General features: G+C 53.9%; 26 protein-coding genes and 1 riboswitch. Of the genes, 20 read left to right on the forward strand and 6 right to left on the reverse strand.

Annotated features, from left to right (window positions below):
- Positions 1–2: 2 nt before the first annotated feature.
- From KNP60_RS00430 to KNP60_RS00485, 12 genes are all read left to right on the forward strand, one after another.
- A complete protein-coding gene (locus KNP60_RS00430) occupies positions 3–941 on the forward strand; it encodes a tetratricopeptide repeat protein (protein ID WP_214796491.1) in 939 nt (312 codons plus the stop codon).
- Positions 923–2,770, forward strand: coding sequence for a DUF2194 domain-containing protein (locus KNP60_RS00435; RefSeq protein WP_214796508.1), 1,848 nt, complete (start codon positions 923–925; stop codon positions 2,768–2,770). The genes KNP60_RS00430 and KNP60_RS00435 overlap by 19 nt, the downstream gene beginning before the upstream one ends.
- Positions 2,767–4,185 (forward strand): GT4 family glycosyltransferase PelF, encoded by a 1,419-nt coding sequence (pelF, locus tag KNP60_RS00440; RefSeq protein WP_214796509.1) that lies wholly within the window; start codon positions 2,767–2,769, stop codon positions 4,183–4,185. The genes KNP60_RS00435 and pelF overlap by 4 nt, the downstream gene beginning before the upstream one ends.
- Positions 4,166–5,614, forward strand: a complete 1,449-nt coding sequence (gene pelG, locus KNP60_RS00445) for an exopolysaccharide Pel transporter PelG (protein WP_214796511.1) — start codon at positions 4,166–4,168, stop codon at positions 5,612–5,614. Before pelF ends, pelG begins: the two co-directional genes overlap by 20 nt.
- Positions 5,615–5,675: 61 nt before the next feature.
- A riboswitch (TPP riboswitch) is annotated at positions 5,676–5,780 on the forward strand.
- 82 nt (positions 5,781–5,862) lie between these two features.
- Positions 5,863–6,537 (forward strand): thiaminase II, encoded by a 675-nt coding sequence (gene tenA, locus KNP60_RS00450; protein ID WP_214796513.1) that lies wholly within the window; start codon positions 5,863–5,865, stop codon positions 6,535–6,537.
- On the forward strand, positions 6,534–7,322 hold the full coding sequence (gene thiM / locus KNP60_RS00455) for a hydroxyethylthiazole kinase (protein ID WP_214796515.1): 789 nt from the start codon (positions 6,534–6,536) through the stop codon (positions 7,320–7,322). Before tenA ends, thiM begins: the two co-directional genes overlap by 4 nt.
- Positions 7,322–8,158 carry a bifunctional hydroxymethylpyrimidine kinase/phosphomethylpyrimidine kinase gene (gene thiD, locus KNP60_RS00460; RefSeq protein WP_214796517.1) on the forward strand — a complete coding sequence of 279 codons (837 nt, stop codon included), beginning with the start codon at positions 7,322–7,324 and terminating at the stop codon, positions 8,156–8,158. Before thiM ends, thiD begins: the two co-directional genes overlap by 1 nt.
- Positions 8,130–8,768: a thiamine phosphate synthase gene (gene thiE / locus KNP60_RS00465; RefSeq protein ID WP_214796519.1), complete on the forward strand. Its 639-nt coding sequence runs from the start codon at positions 8,130–8,132 to the stop codon at positions 8,766–8,768. The genes thiD and thiE overlap by 29 nt, the downstream gene beginning before the upstream one ends.
- A 23-nt stretch (positions 8,769–8,791) precedes the next feature.
- The gene (locus KNP60_RS00470; RefSeq protein WP_214796521.1) at positions 8,792–9,424 is read left to right on the forward strand and encodes an SDR family oxidoreductase; all 633 of its coding nucleotides are present in this window, start codon (positions 8,792–8,794) and stop codon (positions 9,422–9,424) included.
- A gap of 133 nt (positions 9,425–9,557) precedes the next feature.
- Positions 9,558–11,123, forward strand: a complete 1,566-nt coding sequence (locus KNP60_RS00475) for a diguanylate cyclase domain-containing protein (RefSeq protein ID WP_214796523.1) — start codon at positions 9,558–9,560, stop codon at positions 11,121–11,123.
- 45 nt (positions 11,124–11,168) lie between these two features.
- Complete coding sequence (locus KNP60_RS00480; RefSeq protein ID WP_021065934.1) at positions 11,169–11,618, forward strand: OsmC family protein; 450 nt, start codon at positions 11,169–11,171, stop codon at positions 11,616–11,618.
- A gap of 87 nt (positions 11,619–11,705) precedes the next feature.
- A complete protein-coding gene (locus KNP60_RS00485; protein WP_214753473.1) occupies positions 11,706–12,143 on the forward strand; it encodes a GNAT family N-acetyltransferase in 438 nt (145 codons plus the stop codon).
- Here the strand turns inward: KNP60_RS00485 and KNP60_RS00490 are convergent, their stop codons facing one another.
- On the reverse strand, positions 12,144–12,590 hold the full coding sequence (locus KNP60_RS00490) for a DUF4385 domain-containing protein (protein WP_138858638.1): 447 nt from the start codon (positions 12,588–12,590) through the stop codon (positions 12,144–12,146).
- A 67-nt stretch (positions 12,591–12,657) separates the two neighbouring features.
- On the opposite strand from KNP60_RS00490, the gene KNP60_RS00495 reads away from it, so the two are divergent.
- The 7 genes from KNP60_RS00495 (at position 12,658) to rbsB (ending at position 18,955) form a co-directional block, all read left to right on the forward strand.
- The gene (locus KNP60_RS00495) at positions 12,658–13,209 is read left to right on the forward strand and encodes a GNAT family N-acetyltransferase (RefSeq protein WP_214796525.1); all 552 of its coding nucleotides are present in this window, start codon (positions 12,658–12,660) and stop codon (positions 13,207–13,209) included.
- A 101-nt stretch (positions 13,210–13,310) separates the two neighbouring features.
- Complete coding sequence (locus tag KNP60_RS00500; protein ID WP_214796527.1) at positions 13,311–14,294, forward strand: LacI family DNA-binding transcriptional regulator; 984 nt, start codon at positions 13,311–13,313, stop codon at positions 14,292–14,294.
- A complete protein-coding gene (gene rbsK / locus KNP60_RS00505) occupies positions 14,291–15,178 on the forward strand; it encodes a ribokinase (protein WP_214796529.1) in 888 nt (295 codons plus the stop codon). Before KNP60_RS00500 ends, rbsK begins: the two co-directional genes overlap by 4 nt.
- Positions 15,175–15,564 carry a D-ribose pyranase gene (rbsD, locus tag KNP60_RS00510; RefSeq protein WP_214796531.1) on the forward strand — a complete coding sequence of 130 codons (390 nt, stop codon included), beginning with the start codon at positions 15,175–15,177 and terminating at the stop codon, positions 15,562–15,564. Before rbsK ends, rbsD begins: the two co-directional genes overlap by 4 nt.
- Positions 15,565–15,575: 11 nt before the next feature.
- On the forward strand, positions 15,576–17,054 hold the full coding sequence (locus KNP60_RS00515) for a sugar ABC transporter ATP-binding protein (protein ID WP_214753483.1): 1,479 nt from the start codon (positions 15,576–15,578) through the stop codon (positions 17,052–17,054).
- 1 nt (position 17,055) lies between these two features.
- Positions 17,056–18,021 carry an ABC transporter permease subunit gene (locus KNP60_RS00520; protein WP_214796533.1) on the forward strand — a complete coding sequence of 322 codons (966 nt, stop codon included), beginning with the start codon at positions 17,056–17,058 and terminating at the stop codon, positions 18,019–18,021.
- A gap of 22 nt (positions 18,022–18,043) precedes the next feature.
- Positions 18,044–18,955, forward strand: a complete 912-nt coding sequence (gene rbsB / locus KNP60_RS00525) for a ribose ABC transporter substrate-binding protein RbsB (RefSeq protein WP_214796535.1) — start codon at positions 18,044–18,046, stop codon at positions 18,953–18,955.
- A gap of 38 nt (positions 18,956–18,993) precedes the next feature.
- Here the strand turns inward: rbsB and KNP60_RS00530 are convergent, their stop codons facing one another.
- The gene (locus KNP60_RS00530; RefSeq protein ID WP_034779585.1) at positions 18,994–20,391 is read right to left on the reverse strand and encodes a 6-phospho-beta-glucosidase; all 1,398 of its coding nucleotides are present in this window, start codon (positions 20,389–20,391) and stop codon (positions 18,994–18,996) included.
- A gap of 203 nt (positions 20,392–20,594) precedes the next feature.
- Between KNP60_RS00530 and KNP60_RS00535 the strand changes: the two genes are divergently transcribed.
- Positions 20,595–21,464: a MurR/RpiR family transcriptional regulator gene (locus KNP60_RS00535; RefSeq protein WP_214796537.1), complete on the forward strand. Its 870-nt coding sequence runs from the start codon at positions 20,595–20,597 to the stop codon at positions 21,462–21,464.
- A 30-nt stretch (positions 21,465–21,494) separates the two neighbouring features.
- Here KNP60_RS00535 and kynB read toward each other — a convergent pair whose 3' ends face one another.
- The 4 genes from kynB to KNP60_RS00555 form a co-directional block, all read right to left on the reverse strand.
- Positions 21,495–22,118: an arylformamidase gene (gene kynB, locus KNP60_RS00540; RefSeq protein WP_214796539.1), complete on the reverse strand. Its 624-nt coding sequence runs from the start codon at positions 22,116–22,118 to the stop codon at positions 21,495–21,497.
- A gap of 14 nt (positions 22,119–22,132) precedes the next feature.
- Entirely contained in the window at positions 22,133–22,972 is an 840-nt protein-coding gene (gene kynA, locus KNP60_RS00545; RefSeq protein ID WP_214753495.1) for a tryptophan 2,3-dioxygenase, read from the reverse strand.
- An 11-nt stretch (positions 22,973–22,983) separates the two neighbouring features.
- Positions 22,984–24,261, reverse strand: coding sequence for a kynureninase (kynU, locus tag KNP60_RS00550; RefSeq protein ID WP_138858643.1), 1,278 nt, complete (start codon positions 24,259–24,261; stop codon positions 22,984–22,986).
- 120 nt (positions 24,262–24,381) lie between these two features.
- Positions 24,382–25,896 (reverse strand): BCCT family transporter, encoded by a 1,515-nt coding sequence (locus KNP60_RS00555; protein WP_034779574.1) that lies wholly within the window; start codon positions 25,894–25,896, stop codon positions 24,382–24,384.
- Positions 25,897–25,943 lie beyond the last annotated feature (47 nt).

The following is a 25,943-nucleotide window of genomic DNA, read 5'->3' on the forward strand; positions in this document are numbered from 1 at the left end:
GGATGGAGTCTACCATTCGTCTCGTATTGATCGGGATTTATGTCGTTCATGCACTGCTCGCCTTCGGATTATTGATCACGTTGAAACGAAGAATGAAAGCGCCGGATTATGGCATCGCGGTGGTGGCGCTCAGCTTCGGTCTGTTCTTACCGTTTCTAGCCGAACTTGCCGTCTATGCGGTGTATCGGCTTGCTGAACGGTTCGGTCGGAGCGGTCTGATTGAAGACTATGACGACTATATCGACTTCAAGGTCGTCAACTATGAACAGATTCGTCATGAAGCGAGCAGCAGCACCAATCTGTTACCGCTCGCCGACGCCATCAACTCGAAAGATCCAGCTATCCGCAAACACTCGATTTTGACGCACGTCAATCAGTCGATTGACCAGCAAGGCAAGTATTTGCAGATGGGACTTGAGAGCACGGACAGCGAGACTGTCCACTACGCCGCGGCGACAATGAACATCTTGATCGATCAATATGAACAAGAATTGAAACACGCCAAACGCGAGTACGACTTAGGTAACCCAGACACGATTCGACGGCTTGCGACGATTTATAAACGCATGATCCATAGTGAACTCATCACCGAGGTCATGTTGAAGGACAAGCGAGGCGCATGGCTGGAAGAATTATTGAAAGCGAAGACGCTCTATCCGCCTTCGCCCTGGATTTACGAAGACTTGAACGAGATTTATCTCACGTTAGAGCGCCCCAAAGAGCAATTGAACATTTTAAAAGAGTACGTCCATCATTTCCCGGAACGCATCGAGGCTCATCTGATGCTTATCAATTACTATTATGAGCGCGAACGTTGGAACGAAGTGAAGGCGGTCATGTTTATGATGCAGACCCAATTCTCACTGGAGGACGTACCGTATGAGTACCGACTGTTGTTTGAAGAATGGAGTGACACGACATCATGGAAAAACGAACTGTAATCTCATTCTCGCTCTTCATCGTCTTATTTTTAGTCGTCGTCGGTGCGATTCAATACTTACGGATCCACTCGCTACACACGTTGTTGCCAAACGTCGCCGAGCAACAGATGAACATCGACCAGTTGAAGAGTGATGCCTCGGCAAAAGCGGGTGAGCATCAGCTTCAAGTTTATCTCGTCCGGGATGAAGGTGATTTGGCGGTCGAAACGGCAGACAACCTGCTGTACGGTCTGCAGTATGCGAAACTTGACGTTCGCGAAGTGAACCCAGGCGCCGTCGGATCGATTGCGCCATCTCCATACACCATCATCATTTTCACGGGTGAAGATACGACAAGATGGCCGTTCGTGGAAATGAAACGTTATGTCGAACAAGGCGGGAACCTCGTCTTTGCGAATCGGTTTAAAGATCCGGCATGGAACGCGTTGACCGGAATTGAAGAAATCGGTGAGTATGTGCCGGATGTATACGGCTTGAATTTCGAGGAGTCGATTTTTCCGGGCTATGTCGACTTGAATCCACCAGACGACTTATTTGTCCATAGCGTCGTCGATTTTGCGATTGCAGACGAGGCCAACGTCATGTTGTCAGCTGAAGGTTTCCCAATCCTTTGGGAATACGAAGTCGGCGAGGGAAACGTCCTTTATTGGAATACGACAATCACCAACCAAAAGATGATCCGCGGTCTGTTCGTGCAGACGCTCGGCACGATGCCGCCGGCGTTCGTCACGGCACAAGCAGCAATCAAGCTCATGTACATCGATGATTTCCCGGCACCGGTCATGGACGGGAAAATGAAAGACGTGTCCTCGACCCCGCTCGATAAATCGGTCAAAGACTTCTTCGCCGAGGATTGGTGGGAAGATATGGTCGATTTGGCGAAAGATGACGATTTGATTTACACGGGTGCCATGATCGGGACGTATGAAGAGGAGATGGAGCTCGTCGACGAACAGTTGATCAAACGGGGTGAGTTCCCAATGCTCTACTTCGGTCGCAAATTGATCGCCCACGGTGGGGAAATCGGACTCCATGGCTATAACCACCAGTCGCTCGTCACGGCCGATGAACCGATTGACCCGACGTACGGGTACATCCCCTGGCAAGATAAAGACGAGATGAAACGGTCATTGCTTCAAGCCGAGTCCGTGTTTGAGAACTATTTCCCGGCCGAGACGCTCAAGTCATATGTCCCGCCGTCGAACGCGCTCAACCGGACTGGGGTCGATGCGATCGCCGAAGCGTTGCCAGAACTGCGCACGATTGCTTCGCTCTACACGGGGGAGCCGGAGAGCGGGGACTTCGTCCAAGAATTCGAATTTGATGGGACGCATCCGAACTTGTACCATTTCCCGCGTGTGACAAGCGATTACGGGGAAGAGCGCGGATCGATTTTCCAAATGGTCGACGCGATCGCCAATTTCGGTGTGTTTTCACACTTCATTCACCCCGATGATGTCATCGACCCAGACCGGGCCTTTGGTCGGGACTGGGATACGATGTTCGCGAGTCTGCGTAAAATCGTCCATGACGTGAAAGATCAATATCCTCACCTCGAGGCGTATACGCAACACTACGCGACCGAAAAGATGGTCACATACCAACAAGCTGATTTGAACGTCACGTTTGATGAGTCGACCGTCTATTTGGCCGGGGAAGGGCTCATCAACCCGTCCCACTTCACGATTCGCCTCAAACCAGGCCAGTCACTTGAGACAGGAGAGTTCGATTTCGGGACGGTCGAACAGTGGGAAGCCGACCGTCCGCTCTACCTCGTCAAACTGACATCGGCGAACGCTGAAATCGCCATCAAGGGGGAAGCGCAATGAGAATCGGGCTCGTATTAGAGGGGAGTTATCCGTACGTGAGCGGAGGCGTCTCAAGTTGGACGCAGACGTTGATTGAGGCGATGCCCGAAGTGTCGTTTGAAATCATTTCGATTCAACCGACAGAGAAGCGTCCGGAAGACATGAAATATGTGTTCCCGCCGAACGTTTCAGGGATCACTCACTTGTATTTGAGCGACGTGGGCGAGCGAGCGAAAGGGCGATTGAAGTGGGGCACTGAGGACGAACAGAACGTATCGGACTGGCTCATGTTGAAAAGTCCGAACCGGCAAGCGCTTCGTTTGCTTGGGAAAGAAGTGCCTTCAAGTCAGGCGTTTTTCGCAAGCGAGTTCTTTTGGAAAAATGTCAAGGCGGCCTACGCCGAGGAAATGAACGGAGGTTCGTTCATCGACTATTTCTGGATGTGGCAGAGTATGTACACTCCGATTTTACGGGTGCTCCATCAACCGCTCCCGAAAGTCGACCTCGTTCATTCCGTGTCAACGGGTTATGCCGGTGTGGTCGCGTCCTACATGAAAGAGACGCAAGGGATTCCGTTCATCTTGACGGAGCACGGCATCTACTCGCGGGAACGCGAAGAGGAGATTCTACAGTCGTATTGGATTCCAGCGCCGTATAAGCCGAGGTGGGTCCGTTTCTTTCACCATTTGTCGCGTGAGGCCTATAACGCGGCCGATGAGATTATCACCTTGTTCGAGCGGAACCGCGAATATCAGGAGTGGATTGGCGCCCCGAGCGAGAAGACGAAAATTATCGCCAATGGCATCGCCGACCGACAAATCCAGGCGACGGTCGACCGTCCGGAGCACGACCTCTTTCAAATCGGTGCTATCGTCCGCTTGGTGCCAATCAAAGATTTGAAGACGATGATTTACGCCGCCAAGATTTTGCAGGAGCGGCATCGTCTGTTCAAACTGACGATTATGGGTCCGCTCGATGAGGATGAAGAATATGCGGAAGAGTGCCGTCTGCTCATCGAACAGAGCGGACTGACCGATTATGTCGAGCTTGTCGGAAAGGTTGATGTCCAAGCCTATTTGCCGAAGTTTGATTTACTTCTGTTGACGAGTATCTCGGAAGGTCAACCGCTCGCGATTCTTGAAGGAATGGCAGCCGGCATCCCGTGGGTCGCGACCGATGTCGGGGCTTGTTCCGAGCTCTTGTACGGCCGAGAAGACGACCCGTTCGGTCCAGCCGGGTTTATCGTGCCCCCGGTTCATCCGGAAGCGGTCGCGGACAAGGTCGAGTGGATGATGGATTATCCGCAGGAGCGGATGCGTTTCGGTAAGAACGGGCGGGAGCGGGTCCGTCAATACTATCGTCTCCAACAAGTCGTGGACCGCTACAAAGCCATCTATGAAACGAGGAGGGAACAGTATGGCGGGCATCGGGTTTAAGCTGCAGAAGTTGTTCCAAGAAGACTACTATTCGTCCAGGTTGAAGGCGTACACGTTCTCGGGCCTCGTCACATCCGGACCGTGGTTGATCGTCATCTTGGTCGTCGGGACGATTCAATGGTTGGCGTTCCAAATGCCGACGTTATCGCTCGCCGAACGGACGCTCTTCATGATCTCGGTCTCGTACGCGTTCATCTTCTCGCAAATCTTGTTCAGCTTCCAACAGCTCGTCGTCACCCGATATGTGGCGGACTTGTTTTACGAGAAGAAGGCACATGAGATTTTCCCGGTCTTCACCGGGATGCTCAAAGTGACGATCCTCGCCGCGACGATTCTGTACAGTATCTTTTGGCTATTGTCGCCGCTCGATTTTCTGTACAAACTGACGTTGTTCGTTTTATTCATGACGATCAATGTCATCTGGGTCATGTTCTTGTTCTTGAGTGCCGCCAAGTATTATCAAGCGGTGGCCTATAGCTTCTTGCTCGGCGGACTCATCTCGGTCGGGAGCGTCTATGCGATTAGCCGTCTCATGGTCAATCCGTCGAGTCTCGAGCTGTTGCTCGGTTTCACGGTCGGGATGATTGTGACGTTGTTCGGGTTGTTCTTCGCGATGCTCCGGACGTTCCCGCTCCGTTACGCGGTGAAAGAGTTCTCGTACTTCAAGTACTTCGACCGCTATCCAGACTTGTTCGCCATCGGCGTGTTATACGTGCTCGGGATTTGGGTCACGAACTTTATCATCTGGTTCGGAGAAGGACGCGTCATCATCGCAGACTCCTTCTTGTTTAATCCGTATTATGACACGGCCATCTTTTGGTCGTACTTGACGATTATCCCGACGCAACTCCTGTTCGTCGTCGCCGTCGAGACTCGGTTTTATGAGCGCTATCGCACGTTTTATGGATTGATCAATTACGGAGGGGCGCTCCATCAAATCGAGAAGGCGAAACAGACGATGACGTCCGTATTGAAAAATGAGTTGATTCGACTCGCGCGCAGCCAAGGCGTCGTGACGTTGTTCGCCATCCTCATGGCAGGCGTGTTCGTCGGTTGGATCGGTGTGCCGGACGAAATCGGTCAAATCTTTCGGATGACGACGCTCGCGGCGTTCGCGAACGCGATGATCCTTATTTTGACGTTGTTGTTGCTCTATTTCGAGGATCGACGCGGGGCATTGTTCGTCAACATCTCGTTCTTCACGTTGAATGCGTTGTTCACGCTCTTGCTCTTGCCGCGCGGCATCGATTGGTACGGCGTTGGCTTTGCTGTCAGCACGACAATCACGTTCTTCTTGGCCGGCCTGCGTTTGATCTATTACATGGGCAAAGTCGATTATTACGTGTTCGCGGCCTCGAATCGACGCAAGCTCGGTACCGAACGGTTCTCCCAAATGGGGACGTTGTTGAACCGTCGCTTCTCGCGATAAAGGGTTTTCAACATGGAAAAAGACTGATATGATGTGGTCGTAGACGACCGAATTTCATAATGTTTACCACTAGGGGAGTCGCGTGACGCGGCTGAGATGGACGAGGTCCAGACCCTTTGAACCTGATCTAGTTCACGCTAGCGTAGGGAAGTGGGCGAACCGATTGTTCTCGTACACTTTGTGTAAATCCGACGCCGCTTCCGTTATGGGAGGCGGCGTCTTTTTTGATCACAAAGGAGGATACATGAATGACATTCACCGCACATCTTCGACAAGAGGCAGATGCCTTGTTTCAAGCCAGCTTTGACCATCCGTTCGTCCGCGAGCTCGGAACAGGCGAACTCGACGAGGCGAAATTTAGGCATTACGTCATGCAAGATTCATACTATTTGAACCAGTTCTCCAAAGTACAGGCGAAAGGCGCGACCCTCGCCCCGAACATGGAAGTCGCGAGCCGCTTTTTGACGCATGCGCTCCATACCATCGAAGCAGAGCATGCGTTGCACCGTGAGTTTTTCACCTTGCTCAACGTGACGGAGGCGGAGTGGGCGACGTTTGAGCCGGCCCCGACGGCTTACGCCTATGCGCTCCATATGCAACAGGCCGGTCCGACGCTCGGTGATGTGCTCGCTTCGATTTTGCCGTGCTACTGGGTCTATTATGAGATTGGGGAGCGATTGAAAGATGCGACACCCGATCATCCGATCTATGCGACGTGGATTGCGACGTACGGTTCGGAATGGTTCCGCGATCTCGTCGAGGAACAGCTTGAACGGCTCGACGTGCTCGCCGGACAAGCGACAGCGGAAGAACGGGTCCGGTATCAACAGCTGTTCTTGAAGAGTTGTTATTATGAACATGCGTTTTGGGAAATGGCGTGGACGCTCGAGTCGTGGGATTTACCGGCGGGGGTGACACGATGAAGCGCGACTTATGGGACAAAGTCAGAGCCGAACGGCCACTCATCCATAACATTACGAATATCGTCGTCGCTAACTTTTCGGCGAACGGGTTGCTCGCCATCGGCGCTGCGCCGGTGATGGCGTCAGCCGTCGAAGAAGTCGCGGACATGGCGTCTGCGAGCGATGCGCTCGTACTCAATATCGGCACACTCGATGCGACGACGGAACGTACGATGATTCGAGCCGGACAGGCGGCGAATGAATCGAGCCGGCCGGTCGTCTTCGATCCGGTCGGTGTCGGGGCGACCGCGTTTCGACGTGACGTCGCTACATCCATTTTGCAACACGTCCGCGTGACGGTCATCCGAGGCAATGCCGGAGAAATCGCGACATTAATTGGTCTCGACGCGGCGGCGCGCGGCGTGGACGCTGGGGAAACGCGGATTGATTTGAATCACATCGCGCGCGCGGCGGCACGACGCTACAACTGTGTCGTTGCCGTGACCGGAGAGACGGATGTCGTCAGCGACGGGGACGCGACGATTGAAATCAAAGGCGGCACCGCAGCAATGGCCCGGACGACAGGGACCGGTTGTTTACTCAGTGCGGTCGTCGGTGCGCTCCTTGCGGTCGAATCCGACGCGTTGACGGCCACGGCGACAGCGCTCGCCGGATATGCCCGGTGCGGCGAACTGGCTACCGCTTTGGCGGAAGGACCGGGCGACTTCCCCGTTCATTTCTTGAATGAACTCGGCAAGATGACAGCCGTCGAGTTGCCGAGCGACCGCATTGAGGTGGTGTCATGATGCGGCCGCAAGTATTGACGATTGCCGGTTCGGACTCTGGCGGGGGAGCAGGAATCCAAGCCGATTTGAAGACGTTTCAAGAGCTAGAGGTGTTCGGGACGAGCGTTCTGACGGCCGTCACCGCTCAAAATACGCGCGGGGTGCATGGGGTCGAAGCGGTGTCGCCGGAACTCATCACGCAACAACTCGATGCAATCGGTTCGGACTTTTCGATCGCAGCATGTAAGACCGGGATGTTATTTGATGCGGCGCGCATCGAGGCGGTCGCTACCGGGGTGAAACGTCATGTCTTCAACCGACTCGTCGTCGACCCGGTCATGATTGCGAAAGGAGGGGCTCCGCTTTTACAGAACACGGCGGTCGATGCGCTCAAGACCTCCTTGTTGCCACTCGCGACAGTCGTCACGCCGAACGTGCCGGAAGCGGAAGTGCTGACCGGGTTGACGATTCGATCGTTTAATGATCGTCTCGAGGCGGCTCGGCGGATGTTAGCGTACGGCGTGCGCGCGGTTATTTTAAAAGGCGGCCATCTCGAAGGTGAAACTGCCGAAGACTTGATCATGACGGAGTCGGAAGTGTTCCTTCTCTCGGCCCCGCGCATCCAGACGAGCGATACGCACGGTACCGGTTGTACATTTTCGGCGGCGCTTACAGCGGAACTTGCCAAAGGTCGTTCTATCATGGAGGCGGCGGTGACGGCGAAGCGGTTCATTCAAAGCGCCATCACCCATGGCCTCGAGATCGGCGCCGGACACGGACCGACGAACCATTGGGCATATGTGGCGTATGGAGAGGAGGGTGTGACGATTGAATCCATCAAGGCGGGCACTCGCTGAACAGTTGCGGCTTTACTTCGTATGCGGGACACCGAACACGAAAGACATGTTACGGACGGTCGAAATGGCACTCCAATGTGGCGTGACATGTTTTCAATTTCGTGAAAAAGGTAAAGAGGCACTGTATGGGGATAAAAAAGAAGCGATGGCAAGGACCCTGCAAGCACTTTGTCGTTCGTACGACGTCCCGTTCATCATCAACGACGATGTCGAACTGGCGGCGCGCATTGATGCGGACGGCGTGCATATCGGACAAGACGATGCCGAGGCCGCAATCGTTCGGGAGCGGATTGGTCCAGATAAGTGGCTCGGTGTCTCGGTCCACACGCTCGAAGAAGCGGCAGCAGCCATCGAGCATGCGGATTATGTAGGCATTGGCCCAATTTACCCGACGACTTCGAAAGAAGATGCCGGGGCAGTGAACGGGACGACACTCATCCGCCAAGTCCGAGACATGTATCGAGAGCTGCCAATCGTGGGGATTGGCGGCATTTTACCGGAACATGTCCCGATGATTCGGAACGACGGGGCGGACGGCGTCGCCGTCATCTCAGCCATCGCTTCTGCACCGGATGTGGCCATAGCCACACGGCGTTTCGCTTGTCTCTGAATTCAAATCGAGGAGGAAGACAGATGAACGTATTTGTAATAGGCGCGAATGGACAGATTGGAAAACAGCTCGTGGAACGATTGCACGAGGAAGGGAAACACCAAGTCACGGCGATGGTTCGAAAACAAGAGCAACTCGATAACTTCACATCAAAAGGCTATCAGGCCGTCCTAGGCGACCTCGAAGGTGACGTCTCGTCACTTGAACAAGCAATGTCTGGCATGGACGTGGTCGTCTTCGCAGCCGGTTCAGGTGGTAGCACCGGAGCCGACAAGACGCTCCTGATTGACCTTGACGGCGCGGCGAAAAGCATCGAGGCTGCCAAGAACGGGAATGTTAAACAGTTCGTCATGGTGAGCGCCTTGAAAGCAGAAGATCGTTCGGCATGGCCGGAAGAGATGAAACCATATTATGTGGCGAAGCACCATGCGGATCGTCTGCTCGAGGAGAGCGGGCTTACGTATACGATCGTCCGTCCGGGCGCTCTCACAGATGACGCCGGTACCGGCAAAGTGAAAACGGGTGACGTATCGACTGGTGAGATTCCGCGTGCAGACGTGGCGGCCTTCTTGGCACATCTCATTGGTCATGACGCAGCCCACAATCAAGCGATTGACCTCGTCAAAGGTGACACGGCGATTGAGGACACATTATAAACGAGATGACGACAGCGAGCGGACTTGGTTCCGCTCGCTTTTTGTATGGATGTGTCCGTGAACTCGACAAAGGAATCGCTTCGACCGATAGAGAAAGTAAGAGATGGATTTGTCAGAAGAAAGGGGTCTATCCATGACCGCATTATTTCTCTATATGGCCGTTTATTTGCTTCCGGCTTTTCTATTGAGTCACCTTGCTCTTGACGTATTGCTCCGCAACCCGCGCCAAGTCGAGCATCGGTTGCTCAGTCTGTTCGTGTTCGGTTATGCGATGCTGTTCTTGGCCGAGTTCGGGCGTCATTTGTCCCCGATCGAAGCGAGTCCGGCCTTCGTGACGTATTGGTTCGGTAACGCCGGAATTTTGATTTTCGTCTGTTCGGTCCACTTCATTGTCAAAGTGACGGGCGTCGGGGCGAAGTTACCGAGATGGATTTATCCGTATGCCATTTATTTGCCGCTCGTCCCGGTCGCCTTGACGTTCATCCGTCAAGAGAACATCTTGAACAGTCAGCGGTTCGACCAAGTCGGTGTCTGGATTTATCCTGAGTTCAACGCGTCTTATTTGACGACGATGACCGTCGGTAACGTGTTTCATTTTCTTGTGATCCTATTATTGATGTATGCCCTTAAGCGGTCCGAGCGCTTCGAGCATCAACGGGTGCTGCGCATGCTCATTTGGACGGCCGTCGCCGTTCTTGTCTGGGACATCGTCTTCGGATACGTCCAGCTCCGCGGAATCATGCCGCCTTACGCGTATATGTACGGTGGACTTGTCTGGGCGGTCGCTCTCGTCGTCGCGATGAATCGACTTGATTTCCTAGCGTCTTACGTCAAACGGTATGGCACGCTCTATAACTTGAACCCGTCGGCGATTCTGCTCGTCGATGATCAGGGACAGATTGAGAGTGCGAATCCGGCCGCGCGCACATTGTTTCATACGGTCCGTGTCGTCAATGAACGTTTTGTCGATTTGTTGCCCGAGAAAAAGCGGGACGAATGGAGTGCGCATTACGACCAACATTTCCATGCGCAAAAAAAGTTTCTCGAGTTCGAGACGAAGATTCAGACAAAATCGGGACAAGAACGGTACGTCGTCATCGATGGTGATTTCGTCTATATCGATCAAAAAATACACGGCATGATTTTGATTCGAGACGTCCATTCGTTCAAAGAAGCCGAACAGTCGATTCGCTTCTTCGCCTATCATGACCCGCTCACGAAACTCGCGAACCGTCGGGCGTTTTATGAGCAGGCCGACCAGGCATTATTGCAAGCGGACACGGTCGCGCTTGTCGTCATCGACCTCGACGGCTTTAAAGGAATCAACGACACGTACGGCCACCAAGTCGGCGATGATTTTCTCATTCATCTCGGTGAGTTGCTTGAGATGGCGACGCCGGAAGCGGGACTAGCCTCGCGCGTCGGCGGGGATGAGTTCTATATGTATGTGCCGAACGTCGATGCAGATGACATCGTTGCGTTCGTCGAGCGCTTGCAGTTGCTACTGACGGAGCGGCCGTTCCGGCTCGGAGGAGAGACGATTCCGATTCGAGCGAGCATCGGGGTCAGCGTCGCACCGGATCAAGGGGAGGACTTGGACACGCTCATTCATAAAGCTGATCAGGCGATGTATCAAATCAAGCAACACGGTAAAAACGACTATGCGATTTATGACGAAGTGTTACATGGACCGAAATAACGGGAACGAGAATGAAGATGGCAATTTGATAGAGGAGGAGACAATATGACTGAAAAACCATTAGTGACGATGCGAGCCGAAGGGGAAGCGACGAGTGTGAAGACGACGGTGCATGTGCGTGACCTCGAACCGTTCGTCGTCGATGAACCGGAACGTCTCGGCGGGACGGACGCCGGTCCGAACCCGCTCGAATATTTGCTCGGGGCGTTGTCGTCGTGTACGACAATCATGATTGCCTACGTGGCGCAAGACCAAGATTTCAACTATGACGGGGTGACGTTCGTGACCGAAGGAACGCTCGACCCGCGCGGCTTCCAAGGCGTTGAAGGAGTACGGACGTATTTTGAGAAAGTACACGTCAACATCGTCCTCGATACGACCGAATCGGATGAACGGATTGCGGCGCTCCAAAAAGGCGTTGAGGCTCGTTGTCCAATCCACAATTTAATGCATGCGGCCGACGTCGACATCACGGCGACGTGGACACGGAAGTGAGGATGGGGCGACCCATCCTTTTTTGATGTAGACAGGAATGTTTGCCGACGAGCACGAACAAAAAGAGACGTGAGAAAGGAGGTTGTCATGGATATTCGCCCGATGACACAGCAAGACGCCCGCGCGATTCAAGCGTGGACGTACGAGGCACCGTATGATTTCTATAACCAAGAAGCTTCAGCGGAAGGGCTGGATGAACTGATGGCGTATCAGGCCGTCCATGACGAGGCGTTGATCGGTTTCTATTGTCTCGGCACGTACGCACAAGTGCCGAACGATACATACGTCTACGATGACACATGCGTCGACCTCGGGCTCGGCATGCGCCCGGATCGAACGGGACGGGGACACGGGCGTACGTTCGTCCGGTTGGTGATGCAAGAAGCGGCGCACGAAGGCAAACCGCTCCGGTTGACGGTGGCCGCGTTCAATGAGCGGGCCATCCATCTCTATGAGCAGCTCGGGTTTCGACAGGTCACTTCGTTTGAAAAAGGGGCGACCCGTTTTCTCGTCATGACCCGATAATCAGCCGTACTGTTTCTGATGGGCTTTCTTTCGCTTCAAATAGTCCTCGTCCGCCCGAAGCTGGTCCCATCGCTCTTTGAAGATGCGGGCCGATTCCGCTTTCTCCTCGTCGATTTGTCGGTCGTGGAGATCGCCGTCGTCCTTATATTTTCGTCCACCTTTATAGTTGGCGTAACGTCTCGCCCGGGTATAGCCCATCTGGATGAATTTGCGGGCCATATCCATTCCGACGAAATCATCGTTGGCCCGGTATTTTTCGAATAGCTCCATGATTTCATCGGCGGACTGTTTGGCGATGTCAGGCGTCTTGAAGCGCCAATGGGGGAGAATCTCACTTTTATACGGTTCGACGAGCAGGACGCCTTGCTCGCCGCGTCCGACTCGATACAGCTCGGGGTGTTCGCGGAAATCAATCGTTTCAAAATCTAAATCATAATCAAATGGCATCGTGATCCCTCCTCATGGATTCATTCCCGGAACGAATCCGAGGGAAACGACAGAAAGGAAGAACAAGATGATTCAACTTGATACAGATCGGCTCCGGTTGCGGGCGTTTCAGCTCGAGGACGCTGAACAGATGTTTCACTATGCGAAAGACGAGCGGGTCGGACCGAAAGCAGGCTGGGCGCCGCACCAATCGGTCGAGGAGACGCGTGACGTCATCCGGCTGTTCCAGCAAGACCAAGACGTCTGGGCCATCACACTGAAAAAGACAGGTGAGGTGATCGGCAGCCTCGGGTTGCACGACCGCCGACCGGACCCTGAGATTCAGCATGACCGGCAGCGCGAGATCGGGTATGTCCTCAGCCCGGACCGTTGGGGGCAAGGGTACATCCCGGAAGCCGTCCATGAAGTGATGCGGCACGGTTTTGACGACCTCGGACTCGAACACATCTGGTGCGGTCATTTCGACTTCAACGACCAGTCGCGCCGCGTCGTCGAAAAGACAGGCTTCACGTACGCGTTCACGACGTCTCAGCAGTTGACGCGCTTAGATGGGCGCACTGTGCAGAGCCTCATTTACGTCGTGACGAAAGACGAGTATGAGGAACGCCGGGCTCAATGATGAGCCGGGCGTTTTTGGATGCCGGAAAATTAACACTTGATATGTAACCGGTTACACATTATGATGGTTTTGTAAGCGTTACCAAAAAAGGAGGGGCCGAGATGGCGACAATCAAACAAGTGGCCAAACGGGCGAACGTTTCTGTCGCGACCGTGTCCCGTGTCATGAACAACAACGGTTATGTGAGCGCAGAGGCGCGGGAAGCCGTCGAACGTGCCATCGCCGAACTCGACTACGCGCCGAACCGAGTCGCTCGTTCTTTATTCACAAAAACATCGGGTTTGATCGGATTGATTATGCCGGATATCACGAACCCGTTCTTCCCACAGCTGGCCCGAGCGATCGAAGATGTGGCGAATCAACATGGCTATCAAGTCGTCCTGTGCAACACAGACGAACAACTGGCGAAAGAACAGACATATTTGGTCGCGCTCCAGACGATGCATGTCGACGGACTGATCATCACGACGAACCATTCGGACAATCCGAATTATGAAAAATTAGAACTGCCAATGGTCGCACTCGACCGCATCGTCAAATCCGGGATCGATGCCGTCATTTCGGATGGGTATGAAGGCGGTCGCCTGGCGGCGGAGACGCTGTTGAGCTGTGGTGCGACGAGGCTGGCCCATATCGGGGGTCCAGAGAATCTTCAAACGGTGAAACGGCGGACCGACGGCTTTCTTGATGTCGCGGGCGACCGGCTCGTCGGGATGACGTATTCTAGCTTCGCGTTCAAAGAAGCGCTCACGGCGGCACAGATGCTGTTTGACGAACATTGGCCGTTCGATGGGGTGTTCGCCGCCAATGACGTCATTGCCGCCGCCGTGTTGCAGGAAGCATTGCGTCGAAACGTGCGTGTGCCGGAAGACTTGCAAATCATCGGCTACGATGGAATCGAGCTCGGTGAGATGACATCGCCGCCGCTCACGACGATCGCGCAACCGATTTATGAGATGGGTCGCCGTGCGACCGAGCGACTCCTTGATTTGATTGAAAAGAAAGAGACGATGACAAAAGAAATCTTGTTACCCGTCACGTTGACGGAACGACAGACGACGAAACGAAAGGGGCATGACACATGAGCCGAATTGTGGTCATCGGGAGTGTATCGATGGATTTAGTTGTCACGACAGATAAACGTCCACAGGCAGGAGAGACCGTCATCGGACAGACGTTCCAAACGGTACCCGGCGGAAAAGGGGCCAACCAAGCGGTGGCTGCCGCCCGACTCGGAGGACGAGTCGAGATGGTCGGTTGTATCGGGTCCGATGAGTTCGGCCAACGCATCCGACAAAACTTTGACCTAAACGGAGTCGGGACATCTCACTTACGAACCATCGACAATGAAGTGACCGGGACGGCGCACATCGTGCTCGCCGAAGGGGATAACTCAATCGTCGTCGTCCAGTCGGCAAACAAACACGTGCGTTTTACAGAAACAGAGCTCGAACAATTGCTCGATGAAGAAACGTTCGTCTTGCTCCAGCTCGAAATCCCGATCGCGACAGTGGAACAAGTGAGTGCGTACTGTCGATCCCGCAACATCCCGGTTCTACTGAACCCAGCGCCGTCACAAACGCTCACGGAGACCTTGCTTGAGAACGTGACATACGTGACACCGAACGAGCATGAGTGCCGTGACTTGTTCGGCGATGTCTCGCTTGAAGACGTATTGCGTCGCTATCCGAACAAACTGATTGTGACCGAAGGGGTCAACGGTGTCCGCTTCTTTGATGGCGAGACGATTCAGCACGTTCCAGCCATTCAAGCAGACGTCGTCGATACGACGGGGGCAGGGGATACGTTCAACGGCGCCCTCGCAGCCGCCCTGATGGAAGGGAGCGAGTTACGTGAAGCGGTACGCTTCGCCGTCGTCGCTTCAGGATTGAGCGTGGAAGGATTCGGGGCCCAAGGCGGCATGCCGAACCGAGATGACGTCATGAAACGATTGGAGCGAGTGCGATGAAGAAACATGGGATATTGAATAGCCATTTGACGAAAATCTTTGCGGACCTTGGGCATACGGACACGGTTGTCATCGCGGACTGTGGACTACCGATTCCAAACGGCGTGGCGCGAGTCGATTTGGCGCTTCGTCTCGGTGAACCGTCGTTCCTCGATGTATTGGATGCCGTCGAGGCGGACATGGTCATCGAACAGATCACCGTAGCCGATGAGGTGTTCACGGAGAACGAACCGATCGCCAAAGCGTTGACCGATCGATTTGACACGGTGAAGACGTGCTCGCACGAGGCGTTCAAGCGTGAGGTCGCACAAGCGAAAGTCGTTATTCGGACAGGCGAAGCGACTCCGTATGCGAACGTCATTTTACATGCCGGCGTCATCTTTTAAGGAGGGGTTCGATGCACATCCAGTTGAAGCGCATCCATAAGTCGTTCGGTCCGGTCAGTGTATTGAAGGGCGTCGACTTCGAATTGTTGCCCGGCGAAATCCATGCATTGATGGGAGAGAACGGGGCCGGTAAATCGACACTCATGAAGGTCATGACCGGGCTTCATCCGCTCGATGAAGGTGAAGTCGTCATCGATGGTGCCGTCCGGCAATTTAAACATCCGAAAGAAGCCGAGCGAGCGGGTATCGCGTTCATCCATCAAGAGCTGAACATACTACCGGAACTAACCGTGATGGAAAACTTGTTCCTCGGTCGAGAGTTGACCGGTCCATTCGGTGTCATCAAGCAGCAAGAGATGAAGCGACGGGCACGCGAGTACTTAGCGGAACTGAACGTGTTCATGGAAGTCGACCAGCTTGCCAAACAATTATCTGTCGGACAACAACAGATGATCGAGATCGCGAAGGCGCTCATGACGGATGCGAAAGTCATCGTCATGGACGAACCGACCGCCGCCTTGACCGACCGAGAGATTCGGGCGCTATTTTCGGTTTCGCGGGCGCTGCGTGACCAAGGCGTATCCATCATTTATATCTCGCACCGGATGGAAGAGATTTTTGAACTATGCGACCGCATCACCGTCCTCCGCGACGGCGTATCAATCGGGACACACCGCATCGCCGAGACGTCGTTTGAAGAAATCGTGAAAGAGATGGTCGGACGTGAGATTGGCGAACGTTATCCGGATCGCAACGCGACCATCGGAGACGTCGTCCTTGAAGTCGATGGATTGATAGGTAACCGGTTCCACAATGTCTCGTTCGATGTTCGGGCCGGTGAAATCGTCGGTTTCTCGGGACTCATGGGAGCCGGACGCACCGAAGTGATGCGCGCCTTGTTCGGGGCCGACCGGGCCAAGGGCGGAGTCGTCAAATTGAAGGGCACCGAAATCCGAATCAAACAGCCGGTCGATGCCATTCGACACGGCATCGCCTTCTTGACGGAAGACCGGAAAGGCGAGGGATTGCTCCTCGATTTCTCATTGCGCGAAAACCTGTCGTTGCCGACGCTCGATAAACGGGCGAAAGGAACAATCATCTCACGCCAAGCAGAGGAGCAGTTCGCGGACGGTTATTTGAAAAAACTGCGCGTCAAGCACCATTCGATGGAACAAAAAGTGAAGTCGCTCTCGGGCGGGAACCAACAAAAAGTCGTCCTTGGGAAATGGCTCGGCGCCGAGCCCGACGTGCTCATTCTTGACGAGCCGACACGGGGCGTTGATGTCGGGGCGAAGAAAGAGATCTATACGATCATGAGTGAGCTGGCCGAATCGGGTGTCGCCATCATCATGGTCTCATCCGATTTACCCGAAGTGCTCGGGATGAGTGATCGGATTGTCGTCATGCGAGAAGGCGTCGTCACGGGGACGTTAACGAAAGACGAGGCGACGCAAGAAAAAGTCATGACATATGCGACAGGAGGACAATGATATGGAATTGAAAGCAGCGACTGCATTAGGGCGACCGCAAAAGCTCGGTTGGGGGCAAAAACTTGGGCCGTTGTTCGGTCTGCTCGCCATCATCGTTGTGGTGACGGCGCTCGAGCCAGGTTTTCTCTCATTGAACAACATCTTTAACGTATTACGCCAAGTCTCAATCAATGCGTTGATCGCGTTCGGGATGACGTTCGTCATTTTAACAGGCGGCATCGACTTGTCGGTCGGTTCGATTCTGGCGCTCTCGTCAGCTTTCGTTGCGGGCATGATGGTCGACGGGCAACATGCGGTCATGGCGATCGCACTCGGATTAATTGCCGGAGCTGTGCTCGGTGCATTCAACGGTGCCGTCATCACGTACGGAAAAGTCGCGCCGTTCATCGCGACGCTCGCGACGATGACGATTTACCGGGGGTTGACGCTCGTCTATACGGATGGTCGGCCGATTACCGGTCTAGGCGACTCGACATGGTTCGAGATGCTCGGACGCGGTTACTTCTGGATCATCCCAGTGCCAGCCGTGACGATGTTGATTGCGTTCGGCGTCCTCTATTTCATTTTGAAAAAGACGACGTTCGGTCGTCACACGTACGCGATTGGCGGTAACGAGGAAGCCGCCAAACTGATGGGCATCGGGGTCAATAAAGTCAAAGTCATGATTTATTCGTTGTCAGGTATGCTGGCAGCGCTCGCAGGAATCATCTTGACGTCGCGTCTCAACTCGGCCCAACCGACCGCGGGCACGTCGTATGAACTCGACGCCATCGCGGCCGTCGTTCTCGGGGGAACGAGTCTTGCCGGAGGACGTGGCTGGATTGTCGGGACGCTCATCGGGGCGCTCATTATCGGAACGTTGAACAACGGCTTGAACCTTCTTGGTGTCTCGTCATTTTTCCAACTCGTCGTCAAAGGGGCCGTGATTTTGTTCGCGGTATTGCTCGATCGAAAACAAAACGCGTAAACATCGAAAGGGGAAACGGAAGATGAAAAAATGGACAGCTTGGCTACTCGTATTGACAATGGTCGTCATGGCGGCTTGTTCGACGGAACAACCGGGGACAAGTTCGGAGCAAGAGACAAAAGACGGGGACTTCAAAATCGGGCTCTCGATTTCCACACTAAACAACCCGTTCTTCGTCGCGTTGAAAGACGGTGCGGAAGAGCAAGCAACTGAACTCGATGCGACACTTACAGTCGCCGATGCGCAAAACGATGCGGCCAAACAAGTGAGTGACGTCGAAGACATGATTCAAAAAGGGATGGACTTGATTCTCATCAACCCAACGGATTCAGAAGCAGTCGGCGCGGCCGTTCAAAGTGCGAACGATGCCGGAATCCCGGTCATCACAGTCGACCGGAATGCCGAGTCAGGCGACGTGGTCGCACACGTGGCATCAGATAACGTCGCTGGTGGGAAACTTGCGGGCGAATACATGATTGAACTTGTCGGCGAAGGTGGAAAAGTCGTCGAGCTCGAAGGAATTCCTGGAGCGTCAGCGACACGTGACCGTGGTCAAGGGTTCAACGAAGCGATTGATGGGAAACTTGACGTTGTTGCCAAGCAATCAGCAAACTTTGACCGGGCCCAAGGGTTGACGGTCATGGAAAACATCCTTCAAGACAACAAAGACATCGTTGCTGTGTTCGCGCACAACGATGAAATGGCACTCGGTGCGGTGCAGGCGTTAAGCAGTGCTGGATTGAAAGACGTGAAAGTCATCGGATTCGATGCGACGGACGATGCGGTCAAGGCGGTCGAAGAAGGAACGATGGCTGCGACGGTCGCGCAAAAACCGACCGAAATCGGAAAGCTCGGTGTCGAAGCTGCTGTGAACTACTTAAAAGGGGAGACAGTGGAAGAGAACATCCCGGTCGACCTCGAATTGATCAAATAATGAGTACAGCCGACGCATTCGAGGTGCGTCGGCTGTTTTTATGCTTGTTGAATCGGGCGGAGCGCTTGAACGACTTCGTCTTTGATTGTGACGCCGCTCGCTTCGAGTTCGGCGATTTTATCGGCGAACTGAGGCAAGTAATCTTTATGGGCGATGAGCAGTTCATCGAGCACCCGTTTCGCAGTCTCGCCGCTCGGGATAAGCGGATTGATGATGAACGCTTGAAGGGCGAGCCCGTAGTCACCGGTCACGGCCGCTTCTTCGACGCACAGCTCCATGTTCTTCATAACTTGGAGCCATCCTTTTTCAGCCGGGGCGAGCGCGCCGAACGCGATTGGTTTCGCACCGGTCGCGCCGATATAGGCGGACACTTCGACGACATCGTCTGGAGCGAGGTCAGGGACGGCCCCGTTGTTCTTTGTCGAGACGACGATGTGTGTATTCTTATTGGCGTAAATCGAGGCGATCGTCTCACACGCCGCGTCCGAATAGTGAGCACCGCCGCGTTTAGACAGTTGCTCCGGTTTATGGTCGAGGTTCGGGTCTTTGTACAGCTCGAATAGCTCCGCTTCCGTCTGCTTCACTTGCTCGGCCCGCGTGCCGACGGCCGGGTCCCGATATTCCTCGAGCATGTGGGCGAGCATTTCCTCGGCACGATAGTAATACCGGTGATAGCCGCAAGGGATCATGTTCATCTGTTGCAGTTGTTCTTGGAAGAACGGCATGTCGTGAATGTTGGCGGGAATCCCCGAATCGCCGTCGTACATCTTGTCGATGATGTCACGTGTCACGTCTTGTCCGCTCACGTCGTGGACGCGGTGCCAGTGGAAATGGTTCAACCCGGCGAACGAATAGATCAAGTCCTCTGGCTTCTTGCCGATCAGCTCAGGTTCAGCCATCATCGCATTGACCGGCACGTTGCACAGTCCGATAACTTTGTCCCATTTGCCGTAACGGATGACCGCGTCGGTCACCATTCCGCTCGGGTTCGTGAAGTTGACGAGCCAGGCGTCCGGACAGAGCTGTTTCATGTCTTCGACGATATCGAGGATGACAGGAATGGTACGGAACGCCTTCAAGATACCGCCGGCCCCGTTCGTCTCTTGGCCGACCATACCGTACGAGAGCGGAATCCGTTCGTCTTTGATGCGGGCGTCGAGCAAACCGACACGGAACTGTGTCGTGACAAAGTCGGCGTCTTGTAACGCTTCTCGACGGTCGAGCGTCAAATGTACTTTGACGTCATACGGAGAAGCGTCCCACATCCGTTGCGCCATCTGTCCGACGATGTCGAGTTTGTCTTTCCCGGCCTCGATATCGACGAGCCAAATCTCACGAATCGGTAACTCTTCGTAACGCTTGATGAACCCTTCCATCAATTCTGGTGTGTAGCTGCTGCCGCCCCCGATGGTGACGAGCTTGATTCCCGTTGTCATTCCAATCTCCTCCTCATATGTTCACAAAATAGTCTCAGATGTGTAAATGAATATCAGCGCTGAATGTATCTTCTCATTTCTCATTCAGTATAAAATATAGAAAAATGAACACAATAGATTTGAAGATAACTCCGAAAGCGTTTACAAAAAGAAACATATAGACATTTATTTTTGTGAATTCAATTCACGAGAGGAGACCGGACATGCTATTGACCGAGAAAATGAAGCAAGACCTGTTCTCTAAATCAGAACGGGCCGTCATCGACTATTTGTTCGTCGAGCGGGAGCGGATCCACGACAAGACGATGAAACAAATCGCCGAGGCGACGTATACGCACCCATCGATGTTAAGTCGCATCGCCACGAAACTGGAGTTTGCGGGTTGGCTCGAGTTGAAGGAACAGTTTTTGGAGGAAATCGAGTATTTGAATCGTCACTTCTCGGATATCGATGCCAATGAGCCATTCTCGGCTAAGGATAACTTGATGGTTGTGGCGAACAAGCTGGCGGCCCTCAAACAGATGACGATCGAGGACACGCTGTCGTTGCTCGATCATGAGGCATACGAGCAGGCCGTAATGATGTTGAGTGAAGCGCGCCATATCAAGGTCTTTTCTGTCATCCATAATTTGTTGCTTTGTCACGACTTCAAGTCAAAGATGAACCGGATCGGCAAACAAGTCAGCCTCTGTGAATTCGATGCCGAATTCGAGGCGGCCAACTCGGACGAAACGACATGTGCGCTCCTGATCTCCTATACGGGAGAAAGTGATTATACGGTCGGACTTATTCCTTACTTAAAAAAACAACGTGTGCCGGTGCTCGCCTTGACGAGTCTAGGGGAGAATGCCATCTCGAACCAGGCGGATTGTACGCTCCGTTTGACGACCCGTGAGCGCCTCTATTCGAAAATCGGGAGCTTCACGACGAACGATTCGATTCATTGCCTGCTCGACCTGTTGTACGCTGGTGTGTTCTCGACAGACTACGAGGCGAACATGGCTTACAAAGTGCAAATCTCGAAACGGTTCGACCATCGTAAAAGTTCGAGTGAGGTCATGCAGGAAGACTGAAAACACCCCTTCGAGCGAAGGGGTGTTTGTTCAATCGAGCGAACGCAAGAGCGCGCGCACCGGACTGCCGTCTCCTTTGACAATCGGGAGCGGCACGGCGTTCAATTCGTAATCACCAGGGGCGATATGGTCGAGGACGAGACCTTCGAGAATGTGGACCCCGTTCCGGGCGAGTGCATGATGCGCCGCCATCTCTTTACTGTCGATTGCGTCGACCGACGGCAAATCGAGACCGATCAAGTAAATCCCAAGTTCGCCGAGACGATCAGCAAGTGACGGCGTGAGTTCAGGGATGTGGCTCGGGAACTCCTGCTTGTTCGGCCAGCCGTCCGTCTTTAAAATCAATCGTTCGACGCCGGTCAAGTCAAAGCCGTCCAAGTCCGTCGCTTCGATCCGTTCGCGGGCAGGGAGATGAATGACTCGGGCCGGACCGATATAGAGCCCGGGATCAAGGTCGATGACGCGCTGTCCGGCGTCGTCGAAATGGAACGGGGCATCGATATGCGTCCCGGTATGCAGGCTCATCGTCACTTTCCCGACATTGACCGAACCGCTGGCGGCCATCGGCCAAGCGATCTCGTAACAGAATGCCGTGTCGCCCGGCCATGTCGTGATCGTGTCTTCAAGCGGTTGCGAAACATCAATCCATGTCATCGTGTTCGTCCTCCTCACAGTTTTGTCCGGACGGTCCAAAGTTCAGGGAAGAAACGGTGGTCGAGGACGCGGCGCAAGTAATTGACGCCTGACGATCCACCCGTCCCCATCTTTTGACCGATAATCCGTTCGACGGTGCTCATATGGTTGAAGCGCCACATCTGCTGTTGGCTGCCGATATCGAGCAGTTTCTCACCGAGCTCATACAAGTCCCAATACTTGTCCACGTCCCGGTACACATCGGCCCAAGCCGCTTCGACGCTCTCGTTCCATTCCCAGTCTTTCGTGACGTCCCGGTTGAGCACGGCGTCATCGATGGCAAGGCCACGGCGGTGCATTTCGCGAACGGTCATGTCATAGATGCTCGGTGCCTGAAGCGACGACTCGAGAAGCGGATACAGTTTCTCGTCATGGGCGTAGACGCTAAGCGTGCGTGCGTTTTTAAAGCCGAGGGCGAACTCGATTTGGCGGTTCTGGTACGATTGAAATCCAGAAGACGAACCGAGTTTGTCGCGGAACTCCAAATACTCGGCCGGAGTCAACGTCGCGAGGACGCTCCACGACTGGATGAGCTGTTGTTGAATTTTCGAGACACGGGCGAGCATCTTGAACGAACGCTCGAGCTCTCCCGTCTCGATGGCGGTCACGGCTGCCGTCAGTTCATGCAAAATCAATTTCATCCAGAGCTCACTCGTCTGATGGATGATGATGAACAACATCTCGTCATGATGGTCCGATAAGCGGTGTTGACTCGATAAAATCGGGTCGAGTTGCAAATAGTCACCGTAAGACATGTCTTTCGAAAAGTCTGTCTGAATCGATTGCTCGACTTTGTGTTCAATCCGTTCACTCATATTGTTTCTCCTTAGGCCACGACTTCGCGGACGTTCTCGAACGCCTCGTATTCTTTGTTTTCCATAATTGTCTGTAACGTCATCACGACATCATACACATCGGTGAACGTGTTGTAGAGCGCGACCGGTGCGAGTCGGATGATGTTCGGGGCCCGGAAGTCCGGGATGACGCGATGCTGTTTGAGCGCTTTACAAATGCGGGCCGCCTCAGGGTGTTCGAGACTCAAATGGGCACCACGCTGTATCTCGTTGCGCGGACTGCCGATAACGAAGCCGTATGGTGCGAGCACTTCGTCAATCAGTGCGGTCATATACGTCGTCAAGGCGAGCGATTTCTCGCGGATGGCGTCCATCCCGATTTCGTTGAACATCTCGAGGGCACCAAGTTGCGGGGCCAGGCTCAAAACGTGCGGCGTCCCGATTTGGAACGCACCGGCGTCATCGGCCGGCGTCATCGTATGATCCATGTCGAACTGTTTATCTTTGCGTGAACCGAACCAACCGGCCAGGCCAGGCGTTGTCCCAAAGTGACGCTCGTGAACGAATAGACCGCCGACGCTGCCAGGTCCGCCATTCAAATGTTTATAGTTGCACCAGTAGGCAAAGTCGACACCCCAGTCGTGGAATGCGTGTGGGATGGCGCCGACCGAATGGCAGGCGTCCAAGCCGATCAAGATATCCCGTTCATGCGCCGCCTTGGCGAGACGGGCCATATCGAGGATTTGTCCGCTGCGATAGAGGACGGTCGGCAAGACGATCAAGGCGATGTCGTCTGTCATCGCTGCGATGATGTCTTCTTCCTTCAAGTAGCGTCCGTCCGGGCTCGAGACTTGGACCAAATGTTCGCTCGGGTCGAGTCCGCGGAGCTCGAGTTGACTCTTCAAAGCGTAAATATCAGATGGGAAGGTGAGTGTGTCGGCTAAAATCTTCGTCCGCTTGCCTTCCGGTTTAAAAAATGAGGCGACGAGTTGGTGCAAGTTGACCGTCGTCGACCCGGTGACCATCACTTCTTCGGCTCTGGCTCCGACGAGCGGGGCGTTGAGTGCGGCCAATTGTTCCGATAAGTTGAACCATGGGTGGCGTCCCGACATCCAGCCATCAATTCCGAGCTCTTTCCAATCGCTCAGTGATTCGAGTAACGTCCGTTCGGCCCGTTTCGATAACAGGCCGAGCGAGTTACCGTCCATATAAATGCCGTCTTGCGGCAAATAAAATTCTCCCCGGTATGGTGCGAGCGAGTCGCTGGCGTCGCGTGTTTCCGCGTACGCCCGTGTGAAATCTTGAGCCATATCATTTCCCCCTTTGACTTGCGTGTCATGCTGACAAAAGCGTAGCAATCGCCTTTGCACGTGTCAATATGAAGGGACGCATCCTCAAAAGAAAAGGCCGCCTTGAGGCGACCCCAATTCCTATTTGATTTTACGGACATTTTCTTTGCGTAATAGACTGAACAGCGTGTACACCATCAAAATCAAGATGACGGTGAACGGGAGGGCGGAGATGAGTGAAGCGGTCTGCAATCCCTCGAGTCCGCTCGCGATCAATAGAACGGCGGCGATTCCGCCGAGCAAAATGCCCCAAACGATTCGGACAGTGAGCGGTGGATTCAAACTACCATTCGTCGTCATACTGCTGATGATGTATGTCGCCGAATCGGCTGACGTGATCAAGAAAGTAAGAATCAACAGAATCGACAAGACGGATAAAACAAAGCTGAACGGAAGTTCGGCGAACGTGACGAACAAGGCACTCGTCACATCGGCATCGACCGCTTGCGCAATCGATGTTCCTTCGAATAAGTCGAGGTGAAGGGCCGTTCCGCCGAACACGGCAATCCACAAGAGCGCGATGAACGGTGGCACGATGAGCACCCCGACGATAAACTCACGAATCGTTCGGCCGCGTGAGACGCGGGCGACGAATGCACCGACGAACGGCGACCAAGCGATGGCCCATGCCCAGTAGAAGATGGTCCAATCACGCACCCACGTCCCTTGCTGGTATGGCTGCAAACGAAGACTGTAGCGGATAAAGTTCTGTAAGTAATCCCCTAACCCAAGCGTGAACGTCTCTAAAATAAAGATGGTCGGGCCGGCAAAGAACACGAATACCATCAATACGAGCGCGGTCCCGAGGTTGATATTACTGAGCCATTTGATGCCACGGTCGAGACCGGTCGTCGTCGAAGTCAAAAACAAGACGGTCAAAACAACGATAATCAACACTTGCACGAGCGCCGTGTTCGGCAACCCGAAGACACTGTTCAAACCACCGTTGATTTGGAGCACGCCGAGACCGAGTGACGTGGCGACACCCATGACGGTCGCGATGACGGCTAAAATATCAATCGTTTGATTGAGCGGCTGTTTATAAGCCCGGTCTTTAATGAGCGGAGACAGACTCGTCGAAATAAGGCCGTCCGCATTTCGGCGGAACTGGAAATACGCGATAATCAAGCCGACGATGGCGAAGACGGACCATTGGCTGACGCCCCAATGGAAGAAGGAATATGCCATGGCCAATCGAGCTCCTTCGACGGTCAGCTCGGTCGTATCCGCATACGGAGGGGTGATGAAATGGCTCATCGGTTCGGCAACGCCCCAAAAGACGAGTCCGACCCCGAAACCAGCGGAGAACAGCATCCCGATCCAAGTAAAGAACGGGTATTGCGGACGGTCCTGGTCCGTCCCGAGCCGAATCTTCCCGTATTTACTGAACGCGAGGAAGACGAGAAAGACGACGAATAAGAAGACGGCGAGTAAGTAAAACCAACCGAACGAACGGGTCGTGAAGTTGAAGATGTTCCCGGCAATCGTCGCGAACAACGTCGGACGAATCGCACCAAACAGGACGAGGAGAGCGATGAGACTCGCCGAAATGTAGAACACGCGATTCAAGCGTGGCTTTTCAGGTGAAGTGTTCATGAGGACTCCTTTCCAAACGCACAAATTATTATTTAGGACTAATAAAT

This window comes from Exiguobacterium sp. s5 (genome assembly GCF_018618075.1).
Lineage (GTDB): Bacteria > Bacillota > Bacilli > Exiguobacteriales > Exiguobacteriaceae > Exiguobacterium > Exiguobacterium mexicanum_A.

Bases quoted from the DNA above. Each gene is read 5' to 3' on its own strand.
- thiD (WP_214796517.1), top strand. From the start codon at position 7,322: ATGCGGCCGCAAGTATTGACGATTGCCGGTTCGGACTCTGGCGGGGGA.
- KNP60_RS00515 (WP_214753483.1), top strand. From the start codon at position 15,576: ATGCACATCCAGTTGAAGCGCATCCATAAGTCGTTCGGTCCGGTCAGT.
- KNP60_RS00485 (WP_214753473.1), top strand. From the start codon at position 11,706: ATGGATATTCGCCCGATGACACAGCAAGACGCCCGCGCGATTCAAGCG.
- KNP60_RS00530 (WP_034779585.1), bottom strand. From the start codon at position 20,391: ATGACAACGGGAATCAAGCTCGTCACCATCGGGGGCGGCAGCAGCTAC.
- KNP60_RS00475 (WP_214796523.1), top strand. From the start codon at position 9,558: ATGACCGCATTATTTCTCTATATGGCCGTTTATTTGCTTCCGGCTTTT.
- pelF (WP_214796509.1), top strand. From the start codon at position 2,767: ATGAGAATCGGGCTCGTATTAGAGGGGAGTTATCCGTACGTGAGCGGA.
- kynU (WP_138858643.1), bottom strand. From the start codon at position 24,261: ATGGCTCAAGATTTCACACGGGCGTACGCGGAAACACGCGACGCCAGC.
- tenA (WP_214796513.1), top strand. From the start codon at position 5,863: ATGACATTCACCGCACATCTTCGACAAGAGGCAGATGCCTTGTTTCAA.
- KNP60_RS00495 (WP_214796525.1), top strand. From the start codon at position 12,658: ATGATTCAACTTGATACAGATCGGCTCCGGTTGCGGGCGTTTCAGCTC.
- KNP60_RS00535 (WP_214796537.1), top strand. From the start codon at position 20,595: ATGCTATTGACCGAGAAAATGAAGCAAGACCTGTTCTCTAAATCAGAA.
- thiM (WP_214796515.1), top strand. From the start codon at position 6,534: ATGAAGCGCGACTTATGGGACAAAGTCAGAGCCGAACGGCCACTCATC.
- pelG (WP_214796511.1), top strand. From the start codon at position 4,166: ATGGCGGGCATCGGGTTTAAGCTGCAGAAGTTGTTCCAAGAAGACTAC.
- KNP60_RS00470 (WP_214796521.1), top strand. From the start codon at position 8,792: ATGAACGTATTTGTAATAGGCGCGAATGGACAGATTGGAAAACAGCTC.
- KNP60_RS00430 (WP_214796491.1), top strand. From the start codon at position 3: ATGGAGTCTACCATTCGTCTCGTATTGATCGGGATTTATGTCGTTCAT.
- kynB (WP_214796539.1), bottom strand. From the start codon at position 22,118: ATGACATGGATTGATGTTTCGCAACCGCTTGAAGACACGATCACGACA.
- KNP60_RS00435 (WP_214796508.1), top strand. From the start codon at position 923: ATGGAAAAACGAACTGTAATCTCATTCTCGCTCTTCATCGTCTTATTT.
- KNP60_RS00520 (WP_214796533.1), top strand. From the start codon at position 17,056: ATGGAATTGAAAGCAGCGACTGCATTAGGGCGACCGCAAAAGCTCGGT.
- rbsD (WP_214796531.1), top strand. From the start codon at position 15,175: ATGAAGAAACATGGGATATTGAATAGCCATTTGACGAAAATCTTTGCG.
- kynA (WP_214753495.1), bottom strand. From the start codon at position 22,972: ATGAGTGAACGGATTGAACACAAAGTCGAGCAATCGATTCAGACAGAC.
- KNP60_RS00480 (WP_021065934.1), top strand. From the start codon at position 11,169: ATGACTGAAAAACCATTAGTGACGATGCGAGCCGAAGGGGAAGCGACG.
- KNP60_RS00555 (WP_034779574.1), bottom strand. From the start codon at position 25,896: ATGAACACTTCACCTGAAAAGCCACGCTTGAATCGCGTGTTCTACATT.
- KNP60_RS00500 (WP_214796527.1), top strand. From the start codon at position 13,311: ATGGCGACAATCAAACAAGTGGCCAAACGGGCGAACGTTTCTGTCGCG.
- rbsB (WP_214796535.1), top strand. From the start codon at position 18,044: ATGAAAAAATGGACAGCTTGGCTACTCGTATTGACAATGGTCGTCATG.
- KNP60_RS00490 (WP_138858638.1), bottom strand. From the start codon at position 12,590: ATGCCATTTGATTATGATTTAGATTTTGAAACGATTGATTTCCGCGAA.
- rbsK (WP_214796529.1), top strand. From the start codon at position 14,291: ATGAGCCGAATTGTGGTCATCGGGAGTGTATCGATGGATTTAGTTGTC.